This is a genomic window from Streptomyces narbonensis, assembly GCF_014649015.1.
Lineage (GTDB): Bacteria > Actinomycetota > Actinomycetes > Streptomycetales > Streptomycetaceae > Streptomyces > Streptomyces narbonensis.
The window spans coordinates 314,556-339,823 of the sequence record NZ_BMSF01000005.1 but is presented as its reverse complement, the minus strand read 5'-3'; the positions used below and the strand labels follow the sequence as shown (position 1 = coordinate 339,823).

The following is a 25,268-nucleotide window of genomic DNA, read 5'->3' as shown; positions in this document are numbered from 1 at the left end:
CACACGGAGATCTTGAAATAGCCAGAGTTAGGCCGCCACCGAAAGGTGGCCGCGGATCGCAAAACTCCGCGGCATCGCCTGGGCTCTCTCTCTTCCCCCCAACCTGACCGCTGAGGCGAAGACCAAGCCAGGCCCGGTCAAGGGCTCCTCGGGGATATTCAGACAATTGCGGCGTAATCGTGCCGTACGTACGGCGGCACCTGCCCGGCCTGCTTGAAGGACTACGCCGAGGGCGAGGTCATCACGAAGCTCGCAGACGGCTGGGGACACCCCGGCTGCGCGCCCCGGCAGCCCTCGGCAGCGGAGCGCGAGTTCGCCCGGAACAAGGCCCGGGTCGAGAGCGGGGAGACGTACCGCGGGCAGAAGCCTTCGGACTGGCGGCTCGGCTCCTCGCCATCCAGCACCCGTCCCGCCTGCTGAGCTCCGGCCGGACGGGTGTGGCGTCGGCCATGGACAAATCCACCCGGTCAAGGGGCGGTCAAGGCGAAAGCGGACATCCGTCGGCGGTGGCCGTCAGACCGCGGTCAAGGGCCCGGCGGGCTGTTAGGGCCCTGGCCAGTCCGCGCCGACTTGGGAGCGTGGGTCAGGGCCGGTGCTGACCGCGCTCTGGGGCAGTACGACCGGACCGCCTTCGGCCCCGGTACTCCGGCAACGGAGTGCCGGGGCCGCGCCATATGCGCGGGCCGACGTGCGTAGTTCGCAGGTCGGCGGTGTGGCAGCAGGCCTGCGGAGGAGCGCAGGTGCGTTCGGCTAGGGAGCTAGTGCTCTGACCGCATAGGTTCACCGGGTTCGGTTCTGGTTCGAGCGTCGCGGAGAACTCGGATGCAGCCGCGTCCTGTGTCTGCGAGCATGCGTCGCTGTGGAGATCAACAACTCTGTCGTCCGGCGCGCGGTCGCCTCCGACGCTGCTGCGGTGGCCGATGTGTGGCTGCGTTCCTTCGCGGCGGCGCTTCCAGGCGTGCGCCGGGCGCACACGGACGACCAGGTCCGGGCCTGGTTCCGCGAGGTGGTCGTGCCCGGCCAGGAGACGTGGGTGGCGACGGTTGACGGCTCGGTGGTCGGGATGATGGTGCTGGACGGCGAAGACCTGGAACAGCTCTATCTCGATCCGGCCTGGCAGGGCCAGGGCATCGGAGGCCGACTCGTGCACCTGGCCAAGCAGCGTCGCCCGGCCGGGTTGGCACTGTGGACATTCCAGGTCAACGAGTCGGCACGGCGCTTCTACGAGCGGCACGGCTTCATCGCTGACGAGGCCACCGATGGGCACCGCAACGAGGAACGCGAGCCGGATGTCCGGTACGTATGGCGTTCCGGGGAGCAAGAGCTCTGAGGTGCTCACGCCGCCTGGGCGAGTTGTCGTCCGCCCCAGCGGATGCCCTTCTCGCTGCGGATGCGGGCGCGTTCACAGCGTTCGGCGGCCAGGACGTCGCGGTGGCGGGCGGTGGCGTTGCGCCACCGCAGATAGGCGTACAGGGCCCGCGTCTGCACGGTGTGGTTGGGGTGGTTCGAGTTGGCGATGGTGAACCGCCGCAGCGGGCCCAAGTGGGCTTCGATCGGGTTGGCCCAGGACGCGTAGGTCGGGGTGAAGCACATCTCGACCTTGTTCTTCTCCGCCCAGCGCCGGATGCCGGTGCCGTTGTGGGCGGACAGGTTGTCCATGATCACGTAGATCGGGGCGCTGTCCTGGCGGGCGGCCCGGATCGACTTCAGCGCGGCCAAGGTGTTGGCGGCACCCTTTCTGCGGTTGACGCCCCACAGGGTGTCGTCGCCGATCGAGTAGCAGCCGTGGAAGTAGCGCACCCCGTGGGTGGGGTGGTAGGTCGCGGGATGCCGCTCGGGCCGGCCTTGCTCGGCCCAGCCCGAGCCCGCGGTGGGACGAATCCCGAGCGGGCCGAACTCGTCGAAGGCGAAGACCCGGTCCGGGAAGCGGTCGAGGACCTCCTCGATCCGGTCCAACTTCGCTTCGCTGTCGGGGTCCGGGGATTCCTTCCACGTCTTGGTGCGCTGGAAGGTCACGCCGCGACGGGCGAGCAGACAACGTAAGGCCTCGCGGCCGATCCGGATGACGCGCCCGTGGACTTTCCACAGGTAGGCGGCGAGTTTGCGGATGGACCAGCGGGTGCAGGGCTGACCAAGTTTGGTGGGGCGGGGGTGGCCGTCTGGATGACGAAGTCCTCGTCGTCAGGCTTGAGCAGGCGGGGACGGCCTCCCGCCCACCGAGAGTCCAGGCAGGCCAGGCCGACATCGTCGAACCGGTGGATCACGTCCCGGACAGTGTCCTCATCGGCCTGCACGAGCTGGGCGATCACCGGCACCCGGTTCCCACCGGCCGAGGCCGGCAGCATCATCGCGCGCCGATAGCGCACCGAGCTGGTGCTGCCCCGGCGCACGATCCGCTGCAGCTTCTGCCCCTCCTGGTCGGTCAGTCTGCGCACGCGGACAGGCTCGGCCACCGCGCCTCCAGCGATCGGATCGGACGTCACCGCACATCCAACCGCCACGACCACCAACCCGGCCAACCTATACGGGCAGAGCACTTGCGCCCCCTACGGCCAAGGTGACGTTGCGCGCGATCTGGTCGCGGCCGCGGATCCGCCGGCCGAGGGTTGCCCCGTCACCGAGTCAGGCGGCGGCCCAGCGCAGTACGGTCTCTCCGTGGGCGGTGAGCCAGGTGCCGTCGCCGATCGGTATGGCGGAGACCCCCGGCGTCAGCGGGTAGTCGAGTTCGGCGAGGGGCCTGAGTGTGTGAGCGTCGAGCAGGAGGTGGGTGCCTTCCTCCGTCCACTGTTCCTCGGCCGCCACGACCAGAATCCGCTGGTCGTCGAGGAAGCCCGGGGTGTAGCCGGCGAAGAGCCACTCGTCACGGAGAACCTCGCCGGCCTCGATGATGACGTCGTCGGCACCCTCCTGTGTACGGCAGAGATAGCCTCCTCCGACGTCCTGACTGACCAGCACCCCTTCCGTACCGAGGCCGACGTAGGGTTCCTCGGCGGTGCCCGCCGCCCGGACGTCGAGCCCGTCGGTCGTGTAGGTGATCAGGAGACAGTGCGTACCGTCCTGGCCCATGGACGCGGTGAGCAGAATCTCGGGGCGTGCGTCCGGGAACTGCTGGAAGGCGTACGTCGCTGAGAGGGACGGCAGGACGTGCTCGGCAAGCACCTCGCCGGTGGCCAGGTCGAGGGCCCTGCAGATGTCGCCCTTGGAGGGCCCATCCGCCCCGAGGGGTCCTGCCATGGTCGCCAGGAGGACGCGCCCGGCCAGGTCCGGCGTGCAGGCGCCGGTGGCTCCGGGTGAATGCTGCCAGTCCCGGTGGCGATGTTCCCAGCGGACGGTTCCGTCGGATTCTTGGACAATGACGGCCTCCCGGGTGCTGGTGGCCAGGGCGCCGTCGGGCAGAGGCGAGCAGTAGGGGTCGGAGCCGTTCGCGGCCGGGTCGGTCCACGTGGCGCGGGCGCCGGCCACCAGAGATTGATCGGTGCTGATCCTGCTGGTGGTGATCGTGCCCTGGTATCGGGTGACGAGCCAGTGCGCGCCGTCGCGCAGGAGCCAGCCGTCCATTTTCCCCAGCGCCTCGGTGATACCGGGCAAGGACTCGCGGGCGAGGAGCCGTGCGGGTAGGCGGGGGTAGTTCATGTGCTCTTTCCAGTCCGTGCCTGGGGTGTAGCGGCTGGGCCGCTGGAACTGCCGCCGATTGGTGGGTCTGTCGTCATCGTACGTCGGCCCCGCGGGCATCCCCTCGATGCGGATGGAGGGGTGCGCAGAAGTCGGGACAGACGCTGCGTTGGGCCGCGCCGTGGGTGGGCAGCCGATCGTCCGAGCCTTTGCTGTGCCGGTTTCCGTGTTGCCGTCGCACCCCGTACCAGAATCGGGGGCGGCTGACACGGCTGGAATGGCCTGGAAATCGGTGGGAGCCCGGCGGCTCCGGACCTACTGTCACCCAAGATGGAGATGAACCTCCGGAAGCTGCCGGACAATCAGCACGAGATCCTCGTCCGGGCCCGCAAGGGACCGGACGTCAGGCTGCCCGCCCAGCCCGTCGGCCCGACCCTGCCGCACGACCTGGTCCACGCCGTCGTGGAGACCGCCCTCGGCATCGACGACGGCTTCTGGGGGGCGATGGCGCGCGGCGCCACCTTCGAGGGGTTCGAGCTCGTCCTCCCAAGCCGGCACCGCCGCTCGGGGCTGAAGGTGCTGCGCCGGGGCGGCGGCGCCGTCATGACCGCCGAGCTCTCCGTGAACTGGGCCTACCGGGTGTGGCTCGGCCTCCCCACGGAGGGCCGCGGCATCGGCCGGGCACCCCTGGACGAGGCGGCCCTGGCCCGGACGACCCCGCACCTGGACTCCGCCGCCGCCCGCTGGGCCGCGCTCCCGGAGGGCGGGGAACTCCTCTGGCGCTGGGGGGTGGACCGGGCATGACCTCCAGGGCCTGGGCCGACCCTGATCTTTTGGGCAGGTGGTCCTATGGGCCGGCGGGCGGCACCAGGGCCTGTGCCGGCCCCGTCGACCCACAGGAACGAGCCCGATGACAGAGGGGCACGAGCCTGTACGTGATCTTCAAAGGTGGGTCAACGCCTGCGGGCGCGGGCTCGCCGCACGAGAAGGCCGACCGTGGCGCCGACGAGCGCGAACCCCGCCAGACCGGCCACAGTCCACTCGGCCGTACGGTCGACCCGGTCGCCCGCCGGGCTCGAGGAGGGAGGGGACGGCGCGGGCGCCGGCGCCGACGGGGCCGGATCGGTGGCCGTCGTGGGGACCGGCGCGGGCGTGGTGGGGGTGGGGCGGGGGGCGGGCGGTGACGGGTCGACCGCGGGGACCGAGATCTCCGCATCCCCATGACCGAGGGCGGGGAAGCCCACGTCGACGGTGACCTTCCACGTGCCGGGGGTGAGGACCTCGGCGGTGCTCCAACTCGTACGCGAGCCGGGGTCGCGGACCAGCGGCCACGGGCCCATGGAACGAGATCCGTCGGGGCTGGCCGCGTTCACCGTGGCGGCGACGGCCTCGTCGACGGCGTCCCCGTCGTTCTCCCAGGTGATCTCGGTCGTGACATGACCGTCTCGCTGGCCGGTCACCACCACCTTGACGGTGTCTCCGTGGGCCTGGGCGGTGGTCGGCAGGACCAGGACCTGGGCGAAGAGCGTGAGCATCAACAGCAGGCCGAGGCCCGTGCCCGCGCGGAAAAGACGGTGTGTACGCATCGTTGCGGTGCTCCTGGTGCGTGGGTTGGTGCGGTGCGGTGGCGCCGGTGGACGGCCGCAGGAGCCGCCCACCGGCGCCGGGGCAACCCGGAGGTCGCCGTCGGAGTTCAGGCCGAGGTCAGGAGACCTTCTGGACCGTCCATACCTGTGTCGCAGCGCCGTTCGTACGCTCCATGTCGAGCAGCCAGCTCCCGTAGTACGGGCGGTTGCTCACCGTCAGGGCGAAGCCGCCGCTCGGGTCGGTGACGGCGACCGCTCCGTTGCGGCTGGACACCTTCCACCTCTGCGTGGCCGCGTTGCCGCACGCCTCCTGGGCGACCCACATGCCCTGGGTCGGAGCTCCGCCCGTCTGAAGGCACTTGCCGGAGACGGCGGAGCGGATGCGGACGAGTCCGCTGCCCGCGTCGTCGAACAGCCACTGCTGCTGGGCGTAGCCGGTGGCCCGCGCCCCGACGAGCACCGTGCCCTCGGCGGAGCGCCCGCCCCAGATCTCGGCGGCCATGCCGGTACCCGCGTTGCCGAGGGTGTAGCGGGTGCCGGGGGTGGTCGTGCCACCGCCCGCTTGGGCCGTACGGAAGGCGGTCGTCCGTCCGGCACCGCTGTCACGACCGGACCGGTCGCGGACGGAGACGGCTACCTCGTACCGGGTGCCGGGCTGAAGGTTGTAGATGCGCAGAGTCCGCGACTGCACCCAGGTCAGGTGCCGGCCATTCAGCAGGACCTGGTACCAAGCGGCGCCGTCGACCGCGGGCCAGCTCACGACGGCGGCCGTGGATTGGATCTGACCGACCGTCGCGGCCGGTCCTCCGCTGGGCTGCTTGGTGGGCGTCGGGGTCGGCGTCGGGGTCGAGGTGCGGGTCGGCGTCGGGGTCGGCGTGGGAGTGCGGGTGGGCGTCGGGCTGGGGTTCGGGTCGGGGCCGGCGCCGCCCGTGGACCGCATCAGGAACTGGTTGTCGGCGGTGTTCCAGTGCGTGGCCAGATAGCTGCCGGCCCTGGGGCTGGTGTGGAAGTAGTCGTCGTGGTTGCAGTCCAGGATGTTCTCGGCCGCCTGGTTGGAGCACACGTACCGCATCTGGGGGTAGTACGGGGTGTCCGAGTAGCACATGACGTCGTACTCGTCCGTGCAGTGGGCGCCGCGACTGGTGTTGGGGGCGCTGTTGTTGACCGCGCCGAGGTTGTGCCCCAGTTCGTGCGCCGCGGTGTGACCGCCCCAGCAGCCGGAGTCGGTACGGCCGTAGGAGGGGCCGAAGTTGCTCTGGTTGTTCTGGCCCGGTCGCTCGTCACCGGCGAAGGTACCGATGCCGCAGTAGACCTTGGCGTCCGCGAAGATCATGTACTTGCGGTCTCGCCGGTTGAGGCCCTTGTCGGCGAGCGCCTTGTTGGTGGCGCTGAACTCGGCGAGCGCGGACGCGGGAAGCTCGATGTTGAGCACGGTCGGCGTGCAGTCGGCCGCGGTCACATAGCGGATGTGCCGTACACCGCCGGTCTCCTTGGCGCTGGTCGCGTAGATGAGGTCGGCGTCGGCCGCCCACTTGCGGAACGAGGCGACGTACTCGCCGTACCGGTCACGGTCGGGGCCGTGCACGTACACGACCTGCACGCGATTGCCGGTGCTGCCGTCTCCGTCGCACTGGACGGTTTGACCCGCGGGGCCCGCGGCGACGGCCTGACTGCCGGATGTGGCAGACGGCGTCGGCGCCGCGGCATCCGCGGCCCGGGCGCCGGTCGCGTCGGCGGCGGGGGCGTCCTGTGGGCGTACGGCCGCAGGCGTTTTCGCGATCACAGCGGGAGCCACGTCCGCCTTGATGTCCACGCCCTTGGGCGGAGCGTCGGGGCCATGGGTGCACAGTCCGGCGTCGGTGCGGTAGACGCCCGTGCAACGGTCACCCTTGGCGGCCGCCTTGAGCCCGTCGTAGACCATGCCCCGCCGGGTGTCGTTGGCGGGCTTCCCTACGATGGGATCCGGCTCCTCGTCCCTGGCCGGTACGGCGGCCGGCGAGAGGGGTGCCGTCGCGGATCCGGCCTGCGCGGGTATGGCCGCTGCGGGCGTCCCCGCCTGAGCGTCACCGCCTATGCCGGCGTAGGTGACTCCTGCCGCGATCACGGCCGCTGACGCCACGGCGACAGTGGCGAGCATCAACCCCCTGGGCTTGCGTCTGTGTCCACGCTTCGTGCGATGTCCAGTCATGCGCACCTCAAATCCTTGGTCGGAGGAGTGGGTGGCGGAAGCCTGCCAGACACGCACGGTGGAGAATTCAGGCAAACAGGAATGGCCGTCGAGATATCAGAACGTTACTTCCGGCATTGATCTGATGAACACTCAACTCACCTTACCTGAAGGGGAGTTGAACTTTCACACGCGAAAGGTCCAGGCCTTTTCGGGAATCTCGTTACCGAATCGAGATATCAGGATTGAGCCTATTGACGGCAATTCAGTATGGGATTCACCTAATTACTACCTCGTGAATTCCCTTCGTCACCATCCGTGAGGGATCTCGGCCTCCGCAAAGCAGACGACCGGCCTGGCTCCGGCGCGCACGCTCAACCGCCCGGGCACCAAGCGTGGTTATAGGGCTGGTGTGACCGGCGATCGGGGTACTCCGGCCGGTCATGGGCGGCTGTCTGCGGCGTAGATCGTCCGTCAGCGGTTGATTGCCGGCCGGCTCTTCGGTGCTCGAAGCGGTGGAAGACGTGCGCTTCCCGACCAGTGGAGGGCGTGGGCCCGACGCCCTGGTGTCCTGCTAGGGAGCCTCCTCGAAACCCGTTGGCGGAACCACGGCGGCCGCTGCTACGTTTTCGGAGGCCGTGCGAGAGAACGAGGAGGTGGTACCCGTGAACGCAGTATCGACATGGGTGCTCCCCTCGTGGGTCACGGTCGGGCGATAGGTCGTCCGGGAGCGCCGTTCCTTGGCACTCCTGAAAGGCACGACCGTGCACTTCACTTCTGAACAGCGTCTCGACGGCGCTGTCCTCGAGCGCGCATTCACCCTCGGTGAGATCCCCGGCATCCTGTGGACGCCCGCATCTGCGTGCGTACCGACGCCGGTGATCCTGCTCAGCCCCCCTCCTCTCGGGCTGCGCAAGACCTATCCCCGGCTGGTGGCCCGGGCCCGGCGCGCTGCGGCCGACGGCTTCGCCACGGCCACCATCGAGCTCCCCGGAAGCGGCGACCGGCCCCGTTGGCCCGCCGCAGAGCAGGCCCTCGTCGATCTGCGCCGGGCGATGGAGGCCGGCGAGCCGGTCAGCGACGAGATCATCGACGCCCTCATCCTCCCACTGGTCGACAAGTCGGTCCCGGAATGGCAAGCCGCCCTGAACGCCCTCCTAGCACTGCCCGAGATCGGCGGCCCGGTCGGGTACTCGGGAGGAGTGATCTCCATCGGCACCCGGCTGGCGGTGGTCGAGCCGCGCATCTCGGCCGCCGTTCTGTTCGCCGGGAGTTTCGTCCCCCGGGCCATGCTCGAGGAGGCCCGCCAGGTCACCATTCCGCTGCACGTCCTGCTGCAGTGGGACGACGAAGGAAACAACCGGCAGGCAGCCCTGGACCTGTTCGACGCCTTCGGCTCCAGGGAGAAGACCCTGCACGCCAACATGGGCGGGCACACCGGCGTCCCGCAGTCCGCAGCCGACGAAGCGGGCCGATTCCTCGCCCGGCACCTGAAGTGACGCCCTTCCGTCAAGGCACCAGGAGCCGGTAAGCCGTGTCGGCCAGGATGCTGCCCATCCAGGAAAAGCTCCCGGCCCTGCTCGGCTCTCTGCCACGGCCCCTGCCAGACTCTCGGCAGGGGCCCACGCACCGCCCGAAACCATGAACTGCTCGACGCCGCATGGTCATGGACTTGCCGGCGCCTTGGGACGTCGGCTCGTCGTGGCGGGTGCCGGTGGCGCGGACGACGACCTCGCCGCGCTTGGGGTCGGTGTCGACGAAGCGGGGGGCCTGTGTGCGCATCCGATGTCCTGACCTGCCGGTAGGGGCCTCGGAAGGCCCCTACGCGACGTCCCGGTGGTAGGTGGTGTCCCACTGCCAGGCGGCCCCCACGGCGGCAACGAGGTACTTGGCTCCGAACAGGACGGGGACTGCTCTTGGGTTCACGCTTCCTGCTGAGCGCGAACGGTTTCACGGTCCGGGCTGGTCGCCACGGTCGCCGACGGTGTGGTGCGGGGCCAGGTCCAGGCGTACCGCAGGATGAGGGCGAGAACGATCACTTCCAGTGCGACGCCGAGGCCGTAGAAGTACGTCCAGGACTCGCCCACCACGTTGAATGCCGCGAAGGGGACCTGTAGCGAGGCCACGACGAGGTTCGTGATGCGGTTGGGCCGGGCGGGCAGCGTCATCGACAGCACGACCATGAGGATCGGGACCGCCATGAGCACGAGGAAGGTGGTCAACAACGTCTGGCTGACGTTGAACTCCCAGACGACGCCGGCCTCGATGTCGTCGACGACGCCGGGCTTGAAGAAGGCGATGATGTCCACGTAGACGTACAGGAACATGAAGCTTGTCCACGCTGCGGCGAGCTTGGCTCTCACCGGGATCCGCTGGTCTTCCAGTGCGGTCGTGGTGGGTTGACGCGTTCTCATCGTGGGCTCCGTTGTCGTGGTGAGGACTGGTAGGCCCACGATCGCTGAGCCCGGCGGCGAGCACATCGACGTCGAGGCCGGACCCGCCTCGGCCGTCGGGAGGAGCGGCGTCTCGTTCTTTCGGTCGGTCCCCGACGCCTCGGCGGCCCCTAGGCTGGGTGTGTGACCACCAACGCCCTGAGCACGCTGTGGGCCGAGCCCCGCGCCACGGACGCTCCCGAACGGGTGCCGCGCGACTGGGTGCTGGTCGGGGTGTTGATGGTGACGTCGCTGCTCGAAGGAGTCCTCCGGGACGAGGTCGCCTGGCGGCCGTTTGCGACGATCGTGGCGGTCGGACTTGCGCCGGTGCTGCTGTGGCGGCGTACCCACCCGTTGGCCTGTGTGGTGGTGGCCTTCGGCACCGCGATGGCGCTGGGACTGGCTCGCCTGCTGGGCGGGGCCCCGAGCGTGGGCCTCGACACGATGGTCTATTTTCTGGTACTCGTCCACGCGCTGGTCCGCTGGGGCTCAGGGCGCGAGATCGGGATCGGGCTGGCGGTGGTGGCGGTCGCTGCGGGAATCGGTACGGTCGCCGACTACACCCGGCCGGCCGACGCCATCGGCGGGTTCGCCGTCCTGACGGCGGCGGCGGCGGGCGGAGCGGCGTTCCGCTACCGCGCGGAGAGCTGGCGCCGGGCGTTGGAGCAGAGCCGCAGCCAGGAGCGGGTCGGCCTGGCGCGCGAGCTGCACGACATCGTCGCCCACCACGTCTCGGCGATCGCCGTGCAGGCGCAGGCGGGCCGGGCGATGGCCGGACAGCGACCTGAAGCGGCGCTCGAGGCGCTGGTGGTCATCGAAGGGGAAGCCTCGCGGACGCTCGCGGAGATGCGGGCGATGGTCCGGGTGCTGCGCGACGGAGCCCCGGCGGAGCGCGCCCCCCAGCCCGGCGTTGCCGACCTGGTGTCCCTCGCCCGACGCGCCCCGGTCCCGGTCGTCGACGTAGAGTTGCCAGACGACATGGACGAACTTCCGCCCCAGGTCGACGCGGCGGTCTACCGGCTGGCGCAAGAGGCGCTGACCAACGCCCTGCGGCACGCCCGCAACGCCTCGCGTGTGGAGATCCGGGTCGTAGTGGGCGAGGGAAGGCTGCGACTACGCGTGACCGACGACGGACAGATCGACCCGGCACGGTCGGTGAACCACGGCTTCGGGCTGCTGGGGATGACCGAGCGCGTGCAGCTGCTCGGCGGCACGCTGCGTGCCGGGCCGGCGCCCGAGGGCGGGTGGACGGTCGACGCCGAAATGCCGACGAAGGTACGCCGATGACGGTACGCGTGCTGGTGGCCGACGACCAAGATCTGGTGCGCACCGGTCTGTCGATGATCCTTGACGCGCAGCCCGACATCGAGGTCGTCGGCCAGGCCGCCGACGGCCACACCGCTGTCGAGCTGGCGCATCGGCTCCGCCCTGACGTGTGCCTGGTCGACATCCAGATGCCCGGGCTCGACGGCATCGAGGTGACCAAGCTCCTCGCAGGGCGAGGCGTCCCGGACCCGATCGCGGTAGTGGTGATCACGACATTCGACCTCGACGAGTACGTCTACGGCGCGCTCCGGGCCGGCGCCCGAGGCTTTCTGCTCAAGGACGCCGGGCCGGCGCTGCTCGTCCAGGCCGTCCATGCCGCCGCCGTCGGCGATGCCCTGATCGCGCCGAACATCACCCGGCGGCTGCTGGCCACCCTCGCCGCCAGGGAACCGTCGAGCCGACGGACCCAACCGATCGAGCCGCTCACCGAACGCGAGGAGGAGGTGCTGACGCTGGTCGCCCGTGGCCGCACGAACGCCGAGATCGCCGCCGAGCTATTCATCGGCTTGACGACCGCCAAGACCCACGTCGCCAGCCTGCTGACCAAAATCGGCGCCCGAAACAGGGTCGAGATCGCGATGTGGGCGTACGACACCGGCCGGGTGGGGGCCTGAACCCGGGTCCACCGCGCCGTAGTTGGTCTGTGGACGACGAAACGAGAAGAGATGCCTGCTGACCTGGGATGACGAGTGCTTCCTACGCCCTCATCGGTCCCACGAAGCAGGACACCGTGTAAGTGGGAGCCCCCCCAGGCCGGCCACGCTGTCCGCCGCGTTCGACGACCACGACCTGATCGCGCACGCCGGGCTCATCCCCACGATCCGGCCGGCTGAGCGGTGTGGCTTGCTCGCCCTGGTGGCCGAAGGGGTTCCCTGCTTTCCCGCTTACGAACGGCCGGCCGTGCTGCTGATGTCGATCTCGAATTTTGGCTCTGCCCGGAGCTCCGAGAAGGGTGAGGTCGCCCGAGTGGAGGTAGTGGGGATCCAGCGACCCACTTGGCAGGTCGCTACCCTGCTGCCACGACCGGGCCTGCGGTGACCTGAGGCCCGTTGGGAAGCAGCGGCGCGAGGTTGTTCCTTACGAAGTCCGCCGCCCGTTCGATCGATTCCTCAGCCCCGGTTTGGTCTTCAAATACGCTGGTAGAGACCATCACTCCGTCTCCGGCGTCCACCCAGTAGTACGCCACGAAGCCGGGGACTCGGCGAAGCAGAGGCACGAATCCCTCGTCGACTCGGCGTCCTGCCTCGGCAGAGTCAGTCACTCCCTCGTAGCGCCGAATTACTGCGTACATAGCTGATCTCCTCCTGGATCCCAAGGTCACGTTGCGCGAAACCACATACCCCCACCGAGCTCCTCTCGCCCGGGTGACGTCCGGAGGTGACCTGGATAGGCGTATCGGTGCGCCAAACCGGGCATTGGCTGTGACCGGGGCCGCGGCGCGCGCGGGACCTCACGGACTTCCGGTCAGAGCCAGATTCAAGCAGCGCCACACTCTCCACCTCGGGAACTCCGATGCCTCGGAGGCCGACATCGAACGGGCCGGGGTGGCCCGCACGGCCTAGAAGCCCACGCGGTCGGTCGGCTCCCGTCCCCGAAGCGTCACCTGGGGCCCGTGGACCGTGTCAACCGAGACGCAGGGCGAGCGGTCCTCGATGAAGTCGGCCTGCACGGCAGGCTGCGTCCGCGCGGTGTCCCTGGGGTGTCTCAGTAGTCGAAGGCGTGGAATTCGACCTGGGTGGTTCCGTCGGGGGCGTGGCGTGCCGTAACCGCGATGACGAAAGCGCCCTTCGTCTTCCTGGGGTCGCGAGTCACGTTCACGCACACGTCGACGGTGCATGGCGGGGTCTGGAACCCGCCGTCGGGGCGTTCGCCCCGGTCGGGGAAGGAACGGCTCACCCACGCGTCGAGCGCGGCTCGGGGCATCTGGAACGTCCCCCGGTACCCGCCATCCATCAAGCCGTAGGTCCGGCACTCCGCACCTGTCGCATGTTCGGGGAGTTCGGCTATGGCGAACTCGAACGCCTCCTCGCAGGACACCGGCCCTTCCCCGTCCCACTTCGCCTGCGACGCGAGCAGGAGCAGCAGAGCGAAGAGCACAGGCAGCCCGGCGATCGCCATCCCGGACCAACTCCAGGCTGCGCGCCCCGATACTCGCGGTTTTGACAAAGCGACCCCTGTCCAGATTGAACAGGTTCAAAGACGCGTGGGTGCACCGAACCGTTCCAGAAGCCCGTTGGATCTCTCGATCTTCCATCGGTGCTTCCGAGATGTTCGGAGGACTCCACGCCCGACCTAGCGATCCGCGGAGTCATGTGGCGTTCGCGGAACCACGCCAGGTTGCCGGCGGAGTGTTACGCCTGGTCGGCCGAACCTTGTTGGCATCGTCGACGAGAGCCACGGCGTGAGCGGAGGGAACACGGCACGTTGGTCGATCAGCGAGGTGCCACCGCCCTTCGAGCGCAAGCAGAAAGGCAAGCAGTACCGGCTCGACCACGGCCCATGGATCACCCGGCACAAGCCTCTGTGACAGCCCCACCCATGAACGATCACGATGCGGCTGCCGGTCACCCCGGCGATGGCCGGTGGAACGTTGGGCTGGGTGCCCCGCCACCTGCTCGTGCCCGTCGACGTGCACGTCGATCACCAGTCCGGCGCCCACGTCGGCGAGATCCTCGTATGGACGGACCGCGGAGCCACGCTCGCAGCCCTGGAGTTCGCCTGGGTCACCGACGAGATGCCCACATCCCTCCCGGCCGTCGTGGACGACCGCCTCAGCCGGCCGGCCTGACGCCTGTGCCCGCCCTCAGCACCCTTGGCTCCGCAGCGGACGAGATCGCCACGTGTGACGCCGCCTTGGGGCCAGACGTGCTCAGTTGATCTTCCCTTTTGCGTGATCTTCCTGGACGTAACGGGCTGTACGCGTGCTGTCGAGCCAAACGCATGTGCCCGGCATCCGCTGCGGCGCATCGCCTTGTTACCTTCGCCCGTCGGCATTCGTCATGGGTGTGACAAGCGGATACGAACGGCCATCGCACCCACCAGTGAATCGAGACCAGAATGCTGACCGACATCATGTACGTGACGATCTACGTCACCGATCAGGAGCGCGCGCTGGAGTTCTACACCGAGGGGCTCGGCCTGGAGAAGCGCCTCGACTTCCCGGGGCCCGACGGACGCTTCCTTACCGTCGGTGTGCCCGACAGCCCTGTGCAGATCATCCTGTGGTCGCATGCGATGGCCGCGGGGCAGCCGGGCGGCGCGGGTGCGCCCGGTCCGTTGATCCTCGAATCCGAAGACCTGCGAAAGGATTTCGAGATCATGCGTCGGCGCGGTGTCGTCTTCGAAGAGTCCGAACCTGTGGACTATCCGTTCGGGGTCCGCGTCGAGGCGGTGGATCCGGACGGCAACCGGATCTCGCTCCGTCAGCAGCGAAAGCTGTGACCGCCCACCGGTCCGGTCTCGTGGCCGAGGCGTTCGAAGCCGAGCGCGATCGGCTGCGTGCCGTGGCATACCGCGTGCTGGGCTCGCACGCCGATGCCGAGGACGTGGTCCAGGAAGCCTGGATGCGTCTCGCCCGGCAGGATGCGGCGATGATCGGCAATCTGGCCGGCTGGCTGACCACCGTGGTGGGCCGAATCAGTCTGGATGTCCTGAGATCCCGCCGAGCGCACCCAGAGACGGCCTACGAGGAAGAGTTCGCGAACCTCGTGGTGACGGCCGACGATGACCCTGCGCCGGATGAGATGGTGGCGCTGGCCGATTCGGTCGGCGTCGCCTTGCTCGTCGTGCTCGACTCGCTCACCCCGAGCGAACGCCTGGCGTTCGTCCTGCACGACATGTTCGCGGTCCCGTTCCGGGAAATCGGTCAGATCCTGGGGAAATCCGCCGACGCCACCAAGATGGTCGCCAGCCGTGCCCGCCGCAAGGTCCAGACCACGGATCGCACGACAGGCCCGGGTCGCGAACACCGAGAGGTCGTCAAGGCGTTCAGCGCCGCCGCCATCAACGGCGACTTCGAAGCGCTCCTGCGTGTCCTCGACCCGGATGTGAAACTGACCGTCGATACTCCCGAAGGTCTGGTCGTCACCCTCGGAGCCACCAACGTCGCCACCGGCGCCCGCATGTTCTCCGGCAAGGCCGCCCGCCAACGAGCCATTCTGCTCAACGGCATCCCCGGCCACATGACCTGGAACCCCGACGGAACACCTCTGTCCGTCATCGCCTTCACCGTCAGCGAGGCCCGGATCAGCGGCATCCGCATCGTCATCGACCGGGCGAAACTCGCCGCGATCCGTCTGCCCGACCCGAGCTGAACGGAGCCCGGCAGGCTCGGCCGGCCGGCACACTTCCCGTGAGGGGGCGGGAAGCAGTGGAAGTACGGGGACCAGGCGACGGGCCGAGTACCCGGCATGTCCGTCTGCCCCGGGCGGGTGGTGACTGTCCGTCCCGAGGGGCAGGCCATGCGCATCCTGGACACGGCCGGGACCGTCCTGCGCGACTGGCGACCCCGTCCGGATGACCGGGCCAATCCCGAGATCGACCGCGGACAACTCCGCGACCTGCTGCTCGGCCCTCTCGACGTCCAGTGGGGTCGGGGCGTGACGCAGGTGGTGCCGGGGGCCCGGGACGGCGTACTGGTCCACTTCACGGACGGGCGGCAGGAGGCGTTCGACCTCGTGGTCGGCGCAGACGGTGCCTGGTCCCGGGTCCGCCCGGCAGTCTCGCCGGCGACACCGCACTACACCGGCTCACCTATGTCGAGAGCTCCCTCGACGACGTCGACACCCGCCGCTCCGACCTCGCCCGGCTGATCGGGGACGGTTCCATGGCTGTGTACGGCGTGAACCGAGCTCTCGTCGCCCAGCGCGACAGCGGCGGCCACGTCAAGGTGTACGCCCAGTTCCGCGCGCCGCTGGACTGGCACACGAACCTGGACCTGGCCGACGTCGAGGCCGTGCGATCGAGCATGCTGTCCCTGTTCGACGGCTGGGCCGCTCACGTCCTCGAGCTCCTCCGCCACGGCGCCGCCGTCCACCGCCCGCTGTACATCCTGCCCGTGTCCCACACCTGGACGCACGTCCCCGGGGTGACGCTGCTCGGCGACGCCGCCCACCTGATGCCCCCCCTTGGGGGCGGGCGCGAACCTCGCAATGCTGGAAGGCGCCGAACTCGCCGGGTCCATCGCCACCGCCCTGAGGATCTGGACGACGTCGTCCGCGCCTTCGAGGAACGGATGTGGGCACGGGCCGGCAGGTGGGCGAAGATCACAACGGCCGGTCTGGAACGCCTCGTGAGCCCGGACCCCGCCGAAGCTCTCGCACTCTTCGACCAAGTCCAGCCATCCTGACAGGCAGTGTTGGGCCGCCGCCTCCCACCCTGGGGCGTCTCGGCGTCACACCCCGTCGGTGGTGTCCGCGTACCCGCGGCCTGTTCGCGCTCAAGGTCAAGGGCGTACCCATCCCAGCTACCCGGGTGCGGGGCCGGAGGCGGCGAGGAACTCGGAGGTGGTCATCGAGGCCGACTTGGGTGACGTCTCCTCAGGACTGGTTGTGCGCAACGGACTTGTCGGCATGGCGCTTGCTCGTGCTCGCCCCGGGCTGTTTCGGAAAAATGAAACATCTTTCGTGGGTCGGCGCGTCAAAGAGGTGAGAACCCGTACGACACCCGACTCCCTGCGAGGAATCCCGTCATGAATCTTTCCCTGCCCCGTGCGGCCGCCGCCGTCGCTGTCGGTCTCGCCTCGTTCGTCGCGGTCGCCGCGGCTCCTGCCGCCGCACAGACCCAGAACTGGCGGAACGTCAGCCCGTCCGGCAGCAACGGCAGTGTGCTGTTCGATGTCGAGACCGCGGGTGGTGCGACCTGGGCTGTGGGCAAGCACGACGACGCGACCACCCGGCCCTTCGCGCCGGTCGCGCTGCGCTGGACCGGTACCGGCTGGCAGGCGCCTCCGCAGCCCGCCGAGCACGGCCGCCTGGAGGACCTCGCCGTCGGCGCGCCCGATCAGGTGTGGGCCGTGGGCACCCGCCACGAAGCCGTCGGCGAGGACGACTGGGACCGGGGGCGCGCGCTGCTCCAGCACTGGAACGGCAAGGCCTGGAGCGCGGTCGAGGTGCCCTTCCCCAAGGGGGCGGAGGGCACGTCGCTGTCGGCCGTCGACGTGGACGCGCGTGGTGCGGTGTGGGTCCACGGCGGATACACCGACGCGACCGGCGAGTACCGGCCGGCTCTGTTCCGCGGCCGGGCGGACGGCAGCGGCGGCTGGGCCCGGCTGCCGGCCGACACCGGGCTCGCCTGGGTCTCCCAGCTGGAGGTGGGACCGGGCGGGGTCGTCCTCGCCATCGGTGACGGCGTCTCGCGGTTCGACGGTACGTCGTGGACGAAGCAGCAGCTGCCGAGCGGGCTCGACGGCGCGATGTTCGACGGCATCGAGAGGCGGTCGGCGAACGACATCTGGGCCGTGGGACACATGCGGGACGAGAACCTGTGGCGCCGTCCCGTCGTCGTGCGTTTCGACGGCCACGCCTGGTCCACGGTCGAAACGCCCGCCGAGACGGGCCAGCTGTTCGACATAGCCTTCGACGGGTCCGGCCGCCCGGTGATCGTGGGGGAAACCATGAACCCCGACGTCAACCCGGCCGGAAACTACGTCCTGACGCTCGGATCCAACGGACTGCTCAAGCGCACGGAGAACCCGCGCGGAGCCGGGTACCTCTACGGCGCCGCGACCGACGCGGCGGGCCGGGTCTGGACAGTCGGCGGCGCCCAGGGCGCGGAGGGCGGGATCTCCCCGTCGGCGTACGCGGGCATCCGTCGCTGACCCGGCGCACCGGGGAAGCCGGGCGGATCCGTCTCGGCCTTGTGGGCGGCGGCGACGGCGACGGCGTGCGGAGGTGCCGTGTGCCGACCGTTGGACAGGACCGGTGACCGTTCGGGCTAACTCCACGAGCCCCGGCTGCGGGCCGTTCCTAGCGTGGGGTGACGTCTGCAAGGCACTGAGGAGGTCTCCTGATGAGCAGTCGCAGTATGGTGGCCGGCATAGCCCTGGCGATCGTTTCCGTCGCCCCCTTGTCCGGCGTCGCTCACGCTCAGGATCTCGACTGCCGGGACTTCCGCTTCCAGGAAGACGCCCAAGCGGAATTCGACCGGGATCCCAGCGACCCGCACCGGCTCGATGAAGACCAGGGCCCCGATGACGGCATCGCCTGCGAGGCGCTGCCCAGACGTGGCAGCACGCGTGCCGTGCCGCCGGTCAGCCCGAGCCCTACCGTCACCCGGCCCGTGAACCCGGGTGCCACCACGCTTCAGCCGGTGGTCCCCGCTGTTCCGGCCCCGGTCGTTCCGAGCCTCGGTACCCGGGCCGGGATCGGCGGAGCGTCGGGCCCTTCCGATGTCAGCATCGTCGTAGGCCTCACCCTGGCCGTCACTGCCGCGGGGGTCGGCGGCTACCTCGCGGCGCGCCGCCATCAGCACCGGGCGCAGTCGAGACGGCAGTGAAGCCGGGTGACGGTCACCCGGCGCGCCGAACGTCGGCTTTCCCGGCACCCGGTGTGAACGCACGGCGCAGGGGTAGGGCGGCGGCCGGGCGGCATTGCTCCCAGAGCGCGTCGGGCGCCGGTCCTCACCCGCGCACGCCCCACAGGTGCGCCTCCTCGGCCTTCTGTTCGGGTGTGCACTCGGGGGACGGCTCGCGTCCGCCGGTCACCTCGCCGGGGTGCGATGGTGCCGTACCAGGCCCCGCAATCGCTCGACGGACATGACAACTAGCCCATCTCTTAAGGGACTTGCCAGGCCTACCGGCGGCGAGCGGCCGGGTCGAAGGGGCCGTCGGCCGGCACCACGCAGCCCTCGGCCACGGACTCCGCTCCGGCAGCCGTCGCCTGGAGGCACAGCCGCCCGCCGTCCCCAGGGCGCAGGTCGAGGCGTCGGGCTTCGATTTCGACGACCAGGGCATCTCTTTCCGATCATCGGATCGCTGGACTGGCCGATGCCGGAGGCCGACCCGCCCCGGCGTCCCGTACGGCATGCGCGCCACGTGCCGCGGGGAGGAAGCGCCCAAGCCGCTCGACGATTGACCACAGCCGGACGAGGCCGGGGCGTCCTCGGATGTCCCGGGAAGGCCGCCATAGCGCGTTCGCCACCGAACGCTCGCCGTCACCGGACAGGAACGACGCCCGGAACCTCTCCGTACGGCCCCGAGACCCCAGCTCGTCCCACCCTCGCCTGCCGATCCCTGGCGTTTGAACCCGGCATACTGCCGACCCCGCCGAGCGGGTTCAATTCACCGGCATGCCGATGCCAGGGAGCCACAGTCGGCCATGGTCGTTGACCGTCACCTCCCAGGCCACGAGCTCGTCCGGGCAGACCGATCCACGGGCGCGGACGTCGGCGACCAGCAGCCGGGCCGCCGACCTGGCCGCGTCAGGGTCCTGGTCCGCGAACTCCGCGCGCCACCAGCCGCGGTCGCACACCTGCCAGCCCCGCTCCCGCATGGTCTCCTCCAGGCCCGGCGCGTCGGCTGTGGTCCGGTGGTCCACCATCAGCGACAGCCGGCCGGGGTCCTGGCTGTACCCCACCCGCAGATGCCGTGGCCAGTCCCGCGAGCACCCGACGATGAACGACGCCCAGTCCCCCGGCATCTGTACCGGCAACTGCTCCATCCACGAGTCCAGGAGCAGTTCGAGCGACGATTCCAGATGCTCCCAGGACGCGGCCGTGTGATGACCGTCCCAACGGAAAGCCGGCCAGTCCCGCTCCGGGCCCCGGTGCAGCAGCCAAAGGTACGGAAGTGTGTCGAAGCCGTGCGGCTGCTCCGCCCGCCAGCCGACCGAACCCGACTCCACCACCGAGTACTCGCGCCCGTGCAGGTCCGATGCCGTGTGCACGGACAGTGTGGCGCCCTGCGGGCCCCCCGCCAGCAGCACCACGTGCGACCCGGTGTGCCAGCGCACACTGGGGCCGGCAGCCGAACCGCCGTACAGCGTCGGCTCCCCGATCTCCGCCACCACCGCCGCGTACACCGGCCGCACTGCCTCCCGCCGCACCACTCGGCCGGCGCCGGGCGGGTACGAGGCGACCGGCACCGCCGGCACATCCACATACGTGTCAGGACGATCGCGCATTGCGCGCGCGTGAGCAGCGGCGCCCGCGGGGCCGGGAAGAAACGGAGACATGCCGATGACCATAGGCGCCATCGTGCCAGGCACCGCACCCGCCCTCGCCTGCAGCACCACCTCCACCAGGCGGGCGACCAGACTCTGCCACAGCGTTTCGTCCTGGCATTCCCCCTGCCGCCCTCTTGGATGTGATGCTGGTGTGTGCGGACGATGGTGGAGTCGACCGAGATGTCTCGTCGATCTAGCCCGCCTCGTCGGCCGCGGCCTGGACCTGCTGGAGCAAACGCCCCCCGTGCCGTCGGCCGACCACAGCCGGCGGCGTTCGTAGATGGTCTTCCACGGTCCGAACCGTTCGGGCAGGTGGGGTGAGTGCGACCCGGTCCGCACCCGATACGACATCCCGTCCATCACCTGCCGATGTTCACGCCACCTGCCACCACGTCCGTTGCTGACCGGCCGGAACGGTCGCAGCCGTTCCCACTCGGCATCCGTCATCACCCCGCCCCATGCACCCAATCACGCCCCGGCGGCGGAGCAGTCACTCGGTCGGGCTCGGGGGTACCGAGACATGGCATCATCAGCAGATGGTGCTTGTAGGAGAGTTCTTCCTTGCTGAGGGCGACGAGTCAGCAGTGCGGGTAGGACCGCGCAAGAGCCATGATTTTCCTGCCGTGCCGTGTGACGGCATCTATCCGGATGACGCAGTCCCGAGGTGGGAAGCTCTGCTGACGGGGGCGGAGAGTCCGCTCCGGCACGTGGTGCCCATGGCCAACGACGGCTTCACTGTCTTCGCTGTTTCGCAGACGCTCTCGACAGCCCTGGCCAATGCAGGAACGGATCAGCTCAGAGCCACCGCTCTCACGTGGGCCGAGATCGTCTCCGAGATGGGCGATGAGATCGGGTCGGACGATGCCGTCGACCTCCTTGAGCGACTGTCAGCTCTAGCCATGAGGCGTGCGGAGAGAGGCCTGAGCCTGTACTGCTGGTACTTCGCGCCCTGACCTCACCACGCCGGTATTCCTGTAGTCGTGATCCGAGCCCTTGCTGGGGCAGCGCGAGCGGCTTCTTGCCCCGGCGCACCTGGAGTGATCGGCCGGACAGGTTCTAGGCTCATCCCTCGTCGTGGTAAACCGTCCATGCGTCCCCACCGCCCTGCGCAGATCGGCCAGGTCCCGCGGCGGCGGGCTCCGTGCAGGCCAAGGTACTCCTCTGGAGGGAACGTCCACTCTGTTGAAGAGCGAGAACTGCCGCTCCCCCGAATGGCACCGTCACATCACCCTGGCCATGACCGCACACGCCTTGTCGGATTCGAGCTCGACGATGGTGTTGCAGCCGGGTGAGGCGAACGAGGACGAGAAACAGCGGCTCGCCAGAGTGCGACGGGGCTCAGACGTCGCGCCACTTGGACTGACCGAAGGAGAACACACCGAAAAGGACGAGTCCGACGGCCACGGCGACCAAAAGCCACGGCCCGACGGGTGTCTGGGCGAAGGAGCGGATGGCATCGTCCATACCCTTGGACTCCTTCGGGTCGAAGGTGACCGCCGCCCTCAGGCCGAAGTAGCCGACCGCACCGAAGACGAGCCCGCGTCCCACACCTCCTGCGATACCCGTCACGTCCATGAACCGCCGCTGGTGCTTCGACATCCGGCCCCAGGTGAGGTGCTCGCGGTACGTGCGCAGTGCCGCCCGGCCCGCGATCCACATTCCCGCGCCGAGGAAGCCCGCGGCCGCGGCGCCCACCCACCACTGCCCGCCGGGCAGAGCGAGAAGGCGCCCGGTGATGTCCTGGCTCTGCCGGTCCGTGGAACCGGCCCCGCTGCCCCGGTCGCCGACCGCGAAGGCCAGGACGAGGAACGACGAGACTCCGTAGAAGACGAACCGTGCGCCGGACAGAGCGCGTTTACCCGCGCCGTCGCCCTTGGGTCCCGCCGAGCCGAACAGCGCCTCGGAGAGCCGCCACACCGCCATCCCGGCGAGTCCGACGCCCAGGGCCCACAGGAGGACGGCCCCGAAGGGCGTCGCGGCTACCTCGGTGAGGGCCCCGCCCCGGTCGGCCTGCTCGTTCGTGCCCGTCAGGCCGATGCGTACAGCCAGAACTCCGACGAGCAGGTACAGCACACCGCGCGCCGCGAAACCCACCCGGGCGCCCGTACGTACGACGTCTCCCCCGGCCGCGCGCCTCGCGGCGGCCCACGACGACCCGGTTGTTGTCATGTCAGGTCCTCCCCTTCGTCCGGACCCCCCGCATGCCCCGAGTGCGCGCTTCGAATCAGGAGGCGGGGACCGCGACAGCCTTCGATCACGAGCCGCGTCACCAAGGTCGCCCAGCTACGGCGACAGGCCGGGCGCCCTTTTCGTCGGAGCGTGCGCGTCAGGACGCCGAGGCGCTGTTCGCCGCGGGGGTGCCGGCCAGGATCGTCTCCTCCACCGCTTCGTACCGCAGGCGCTGGTCGTCCGGGTCGCGTTCGCGGAGCACCGTGCCGAGCCAGCCCGCGAGGAAGCCCAGCGGGGCCGAGAGAATGCCCGACGTCGTGAACGGGAACCAGTTGAAGTCCTGGTCCGGGAAGATCGCCTGGGGCGATCCGGACACCAGGTTGCTGCCGGTCATCAGGATGAACGCGGAGGCGCTGCCCACGATGAGGGTGCAGAGCAGTCCCGTACGGGAGTAGCGGCGCCAGAAGAGGCTGTAGATGAGGGCCGGTGCGACCGCGGACGCGCCGATGCAGAACGACAGGGTGAGCAGTGCCTGAAGGTTCAGGTGCCGTGCACCGGCGGCGATCGCGATCGCCGCGAGTCCGACGCCCGCTGCGGCGGTCCGGGCGATGGCCATCTCCGTGGAGGCCTTCAGTTGCGCCTTGCGGCGCAGCCCGTGCGTGATGAGGTCGTGCGCCAGGGTGTTGGCGCAGGCGAGGGTGATCCCGGCGACCGAGGCCAGCAGCGTGAGGAAGATGGCTGTCGCCACGGCCGTGAACAGCAGTGTCTCGACGGCGCTCTGGTCCGTACCCATGACGGCCTGGCTGACCATGAGGAACGCCGTCTTGCCCTGCGGGTCGCCGGCGACGATCCCCTTGTGGCCGACGATCGCGGCCGCGCCGAAGCCGATGACGGCGATCAGCAGACAGGTCACGACGACGGTCGACACGGCCCAGGACATCGAGCGCCGCACGGCTGCCGCGCTGCGCGCGGTGAACATGCGCATGGTGATCTGCGGCAGCACCGCGGCACCGAGCACGACCGTCAACTGAGTGCTGATCATGTCGAGTTCGTTGCCACCGAACTGCAGACCGGAGGCGAGATAGGCGTCTCCGGCCCCGCTGCCTTGCTTGGCGGCGTCCAGCAGGGAGGGCAGGCTGAAGTCGAAGCGGTTGAGGATGAGCGCGGCGATCGCGAGGGACGCGCCGAGCAGGGTGACGGTCTTGACGATCTGGATGAAGGCGGTGCCCTTCATGCCTCCGATCGCCGCGTACGCGATCATCAGCAGGCCCAGGAACACGATGGCCCCGGTCTTGAAACCGTCGGAGTCGAAGCCGAGGACGACGGAGAGGAGGTCGCCGGCGCCCGCGAGCTGGAAGATGACCAGCGGCAGCAGTGCGGTCAGGGTGACCATGGCTGTGGTGATCCGTACCGCGGGGCCCGGGAGACGCCGGGTGAAGACGTCGCCGATCGTGAACCGGCCGGCGTTACGCAGCGGTTCGGCGAGCAGGAACATCATCAGGACCAGCGAGAGCACGGTGCTCAGGGCGAGCGTGACGCCGTCGTAGCCGACGAGCGCGATGATGCCGATGGTGCCGAGCACGGTGCCGGCGGAGATGTAGTCGCCGGCGATCGCGAGGCCGCTCTGCACGGGAGAGAGCGAGCGGTAGCCGGTGTAGAAATCGCCCAGGTCGTCACGATCAGGGCCGGTCATCACGCACAGCAGCAGCGTGACAGTGATGACCGCGATGAACGCCAGCAGCGACATGGTCTGGGCCTCGGAGCTGAAGCTGGTCATGCGCGCGCACCTCCGGAGGGCTGCTGCCACACGGGACGTGCGGACCGGCTCGGGCGTTCCGGCCGGGGCTCGGCTGCCGCGGCCGCCTGCTCGGCGCGTTCGCGGATGGCCGCGGCGAGCGGGTCGACGTTCTTGCGCGCGATCCGCTCGTACAGCGCGATCGCAGCCAGCGCCACGGGCAGCTGGAGGAGACCCAGAACCAGGCCTGCGGTGAGACCACCGCTGATGTTGCCGGTCATCATCGAGGGGGCGTAGCCGGACAGGAAAAGAAAGATGACGAAGTAGCCGAGCGCGGTGAAGGTGGCGACGCGGCGGAGCCTGCGGTAGGCCGATCCGAGCCGGTGCAGATCAGCGCGATCGTCGGTGGCAGCGGGCGGTTGCGGCTGCGGAGACGCGTCCCAGGGCTGCTGCGCGAAGTCCCGGCCCTGCGGCGAGGAGTCCCACACTCGCGGGGACGAGTCCCAGGCTGCCTGTGGATCGGTGCCCCAGGACGACGATCCGCCCTCCCAGGACTGAGACGCCGCCTCTTGGCGGTGCCGTCCGGCATCCGGGCGCCGGGGTACGGGCGGTGGGCCGGGGAAAGGCTGGTGGTACGACATCGATCTTGCTCCTTGCCGCCCCGGGAACGGGCGGGTGGCGCTGGTGGTCCGCGTACGTTACTCATGGGTATAGCTCTTCCGTAAGGGGTTTCCGACCGCTCGGTATGTCGGTTCGGTGACGATCCTGTGCGTGTGGCGACGAAATCGGTGGAAACCCCGTCGTGGATCTTTCCGCAGGTCACGGGTGCGACTCGGGCCGCCGCCGGGGCCGGGCAGGCCGCTCGGCACGACCGGTCCGCCGGGGCCGACGACGGGACGCCTACCTGTGCAGCCTTGAGGCACGGCAGCAGCGATCGGGTGAGTGCGCGGGCCAGGCCCCCTGGCCGACGCAGGCACGAGGCCCAGCGCTATGAGGCTGTGCACGTCCCCTTCGAATTCCGTGATGTCGTCGCGCTGGGTGATCAGCCCTCTTGGATGGGTTCGGAGCGCCGGGGTCAGG

Annotated in this window: 22 protein-coding genes and 2 pseudogenes; 14 read left to right on the top strand and 10 right to left on the bottom strand. The window is 69.6% G+C overall.

Translation table 11 applies throughout. The features are described from left to right. Positions 1 to 213: 213 nt before the first annotated feature. The gene (locus IE124_RS12270; protein WP_229832395.1) at positions 214 to 420 is read left to right on the top strand and encodes a hypothetical protein; all 207 of its coding nucleotides are present in this window, start codon (positions 214 to 216) and stop codon (positions 418 to 420) included. A 439-nt stretch (positions 421 to 859) separates the two neighbouring features. Beyond that, positions 860 to 1,330 (top strand): GNAT family N-acetyltransferase, encoded by a 471-nt coding sequence (locus tag IE124_RS12265; protein ID WP_189507735.1) that lies wholly within the window; start codon positions 860 to 862, stop codon positions 1,328 to 1,330. A 5-nt stretch (positions 1,331 to 1,335) separates the two neighbouring features. Here IE124_RS12265 and IE124_RS12260 read toward each other — a convergent pair. Both IE124_RS12260 and IE124_RS12255 read right to left on the bottom strand, forming a co-directional pair. Beyond that, positions 1,336 to 2,453 (bottom strand): annotated as a pseudogene (locus IE124_RS12260) (IS630 family transposase). 169 nt (positions 2,454 to 2,622) lie between these two features. Further along, positions 2,623 to 3,633, bottom strand: a complete 1,011-nt coding sequence (locus IE124_RS12255) for a hypothetical protein (RefSeq protein ID WP_189507734.1) — start codon at positions 3,631 to 3,633, stop codon at positions 2,623 to 2,625. A 309-nt stretch (positions 3,634 to 3,942) separates the two neighbouring features. Between IE124_RS12255 and IE124_RS12250 the strand changes: the two genes are divergently transcribed. Continuing rightward, positions 3,943 to 4,416: a hypothetical protein gene (locus tag IE124_RS12250; RefSeq protein ID WP_189507733.1), complete on the top strand. Its 474-nt coding sequence runs from the start codon at positions 3,943 to 3,945 to the stop codon at positions 4,414 to 4,416. A gap of 149 nt (positions 4,417 to 4,565) precedes the next feature. Here IE124_RS12250 and IE124_RS12245 read toward each other — a convergent pair whose 3' ends face one another. Continuing rightward, the gene (locus IE124_RS12245; protein ID WP_189507732.1) at positions 4,566 to 5,198 is read right to left on the bottom strand and encodes a hypothetical protein; all 633 of its coding nucleotides are present in this window, start codon (positions 5,196 to 5,198) and stop codon (positions 4,566 to 4,568) included. A gap of 118 nt (positions 5,199 to 5,316) precedes the next feature. Further along, complete coding sequence (locus IE124_RS12240) at positions 5,317 to 7,335, bottom strand: RICIN domain-containing protein (RefSeq protein ID WP_229832394.1); 2,019 nt, start codon at positions 7,333 to 7,335, stop codon at positions 5,317 to 5,319. A 794-nt stretch (positions 7,336 to 8,129) separates the two neighbouring features. Between IE124_RS12240 and IE124_RS12235 the strand changes: the two genes are divergently transcribed. Continuing rightward, on the top strand, positions 8,130 to 8,864 hold the full coding sequence (locus tag IE124_RS12235) for a dienelactone hydrolase family protein (RefSeq protein WP_189507822.1): 735 nt from the start codon (positions 8,130 to 8,132) through the stop codon (positions 8,862 to 8,864). A 423-nt stretch (positions 8,865 to 9,287) separates the two neighbouring features. On the opposite strand, the gene IE124_RS12230 is transcribed toward IE124_RS12235, so the two are convergent. Next, positions 9,288 to 9,779 carry a DUF6326 family protein gene (locus tag IE124_RS12230; protein ID WP_189507731.1) on the bottom strand — a complete coding sequence of 164 codons (492 nt, stop codon included), beginning with the start codon at positions 9,777 to 9,779 and terminating at the stop codon, positions 9,288 to 9,290. A gap of 162 nt (positions 9,780 to 9,941) precedes the next feature. Here IE124_RS12230 and IE124_RS12225 point away from each other — a divergent pair, with 162 nt between their 5' ends. Together IE124_RS12225 and IE124_RS12220 are read left to right on the top strand one after the other, a co-directional pair. Next, positions 9,942 to 11,084: a sensor histidine kinase gene (locus tag IE124_RS12225; RefSeq protein ID WP_189507730.1), complete on the top strand. Its 1,143-nt coding sequence runs from the start codon at positions 9,942 to 9,944 to the stop codon at positions 11,082 to 11,084. After that, positions 11,081 to 11,737, top strand: a complete 657-nt coding sequence (locus tag IE124_RS12220; RefSeq protein WP_189507729.1) for a response regulator — start codon at positions 11,081 to 11,083, stop codon at positions 11,735 to 11,737. The genes IE124_RS12225 and IE124_RS12220 overlap by 4 nt, the downstream gene beginning before the upstream one ends. A 1,090-nt stretch (positions 11,738 to 12,827) precedes the next feature. On the opposite strand, the gene IE124_RS12215 is transcribed toward IE124_RS12220, so the two are convergent. Further along, the gene (locus tag IE124_RS12215; RefSeq protein ID WP_189507728.1) at positions 12,828 to 13,241 is read right to left on the bottom strand and encodes a hypothetical protein; all 414 of its coding nucleotides are present in this window, start codon (positions 13,239 to 13,241) and stop codon (positions 12,828 to 12,830) included. A gap of 283 nt (positions 13,242 to 13,524) precedes the next feature. Between IE124_RS12215 and IE124_RS35350 the strand changes: the two genes are divergently transcribed. The 7 genes and pseudogenes from IE124_RS35350 (at position 13,525) to IE124_RS12185 (ending at position 18,617) form a co-directional block, all read left to right on the top strand. After that, positions 13,525 to 13,650, top strand: coding sequence for a hypothetical protein (locus tag IE124_RS35350; protein WP_268246717.1), 126 nt, complete (start codon positions 13,525 to 13,527; stop codon positions 13,648 to 13,650). 24 nt (positions 13,651 to 13,674) lie between these two features. Further along, entirely contained in the window at positions 13,675 to 13,911 is a 237-nt protein-coding gene (locus IE124_RS12210; RefSeq protein ID WP_189507727.1) for a hypothetical protein, read from the top strand. A 269-nt stretch (positions 13,912 to 14,180) separates the two neighbouring features. Beyond that, the gene (locus IE124_RS12205) at positions 14,181 to 14,564 is read left to right on the top strand and encodes a VOC family protein (protein ID WP_189507726.1); all 384 of its coding nucleotides are present in this window, start codon (positions 14,181 to 14,183) and stop codon (positions 14,562 to 14,564) included. Next, the gene (locus IE124_RS12200; protein ID WP_189507725.1) at positions 14,561 to 15,436 is read left to right on the top strand and encodes a sigma-70 family RNA polymerase sigma factor; all 876 of its coding nucleotides are present in this window, start codon (positions 14,561 to 14,563) and stop codon (positions 15,434 to 15,436) included. Before IE124_RS12205 ends, IE124_RS12200 begins: the two co-directional genes overlap by 4 nt. Positions 15,437 to 15,565: 129 nt before the next feature. Next, positions 15,566 to 16,470: pseudogene (locus IE124_RS12195) on the top strand (FAD-dependent oxidoreductase); the annotation flags it as partial. A 342-nt stretch (positions 16,471 to 16,812) separates the two neighbouring features. Beyond that, a complete protein-coding gene (locus IE124_RS12190; protein WP_189507724.1) occupies positions 16,813 to 17,940 on the top strand; it encodes an NHL repeat-containing protein in 1,128 nt (375 codons plus the stop codon). Positions 17,941 to 18,131: 191 nt separating this feature from the next. Continuing rightward, positions 18,132 to 18,617, top strand: a complete 486-nt coding sequence (locus IE124_RS12185) for an excalibur calcium-binding protein (RefSeq protein WP_189507723.1) — start codon at positions 18,132 to 18,134, stop codon at positions 18,615 to 18,617. 779 nt (positions 18,618 to 19,396) lie between these two features. Here the strand turns inward: IE124_RS12185 and IE124_RS36100 are convergent. After that, the gene (locus IE124_RS36100; RefSeq protein WP_189507722.1) at positions 19,397 to 20,731 is read right to left on the bottom strand and encodes a transposase; all 1,335 of its coding nucleotides are present in this window, start codon (positions 20,729 to 20,731) and stop codon (positions 19,397 to 19,399) included. 89 nt (positions 20,732 to 20,820) lie between these two features. Between IE124_RS36100 and IE124_RS12175 the strand changes: the two genes are divergently transcribed. After that, complete coding sequence (locus IE124_RS12175) at positions 20,821 to 21,237, top strand: hypothetical protein (RefSeq protein ID WP_189507721.1); 417 nt, start codon at positions 20,821 to 20,823, stop codon at positions 21,235 to 21,237. Between the two features lie 385 nt (positions 21,238 to 21,622). On the opposite strand, the gene IE124_RS12170 is transcribed toward IE124_RS12175, so the two are convergent. The 3 genes from IE124_RS12170 to IE124_RS12160 all read right to left on the bottom strand — a co-directional run bounded on the left by IE124_RS12170 (position 21,623) and on the right by IE124_RS12160 (position 24,829). Next, complete coding sequence (locus IE124_RS12170) at positions 21,623 to 22,453, bottom strand: DUF1206 domain-containing protein (RefSeq protein ID WP_189507720.1); 831 nt, start codon at positions 22,451 to 22,453, stop codon at positions 21,623 to 21,625. A gap of 157 nt (positions 22,454 to 22,610) precedes the next feature. Further along, positions 22,611 to 24,230 carry a sodium/solute symporter gene (locus IE124_RS12165; RefSeq protein ID WP_189507719.1) on the bottom strand — a complete coding sequence of 540 codons (1,620 nt, stop codon included), beginning with the start codon at positions 24,228 to 24,230 and terminating at the stop codon, positions 22,611 to 22,613. After that, entirely contained in the window at positions 24,227 to 24,829 is a 603-nt protein-coding gene (locus IE124_RS12160) for a DUF485 domain-containing protein (RefSeq protein ID WP_189507718.1), read from the bottom strand. Before IE124_RS12160 ends, IE124_RS12165 begins: the two co-directional genes overlap by 4 nt. Positions 24,830 to 25,268 lie beyond the last annotated feature (439 nt).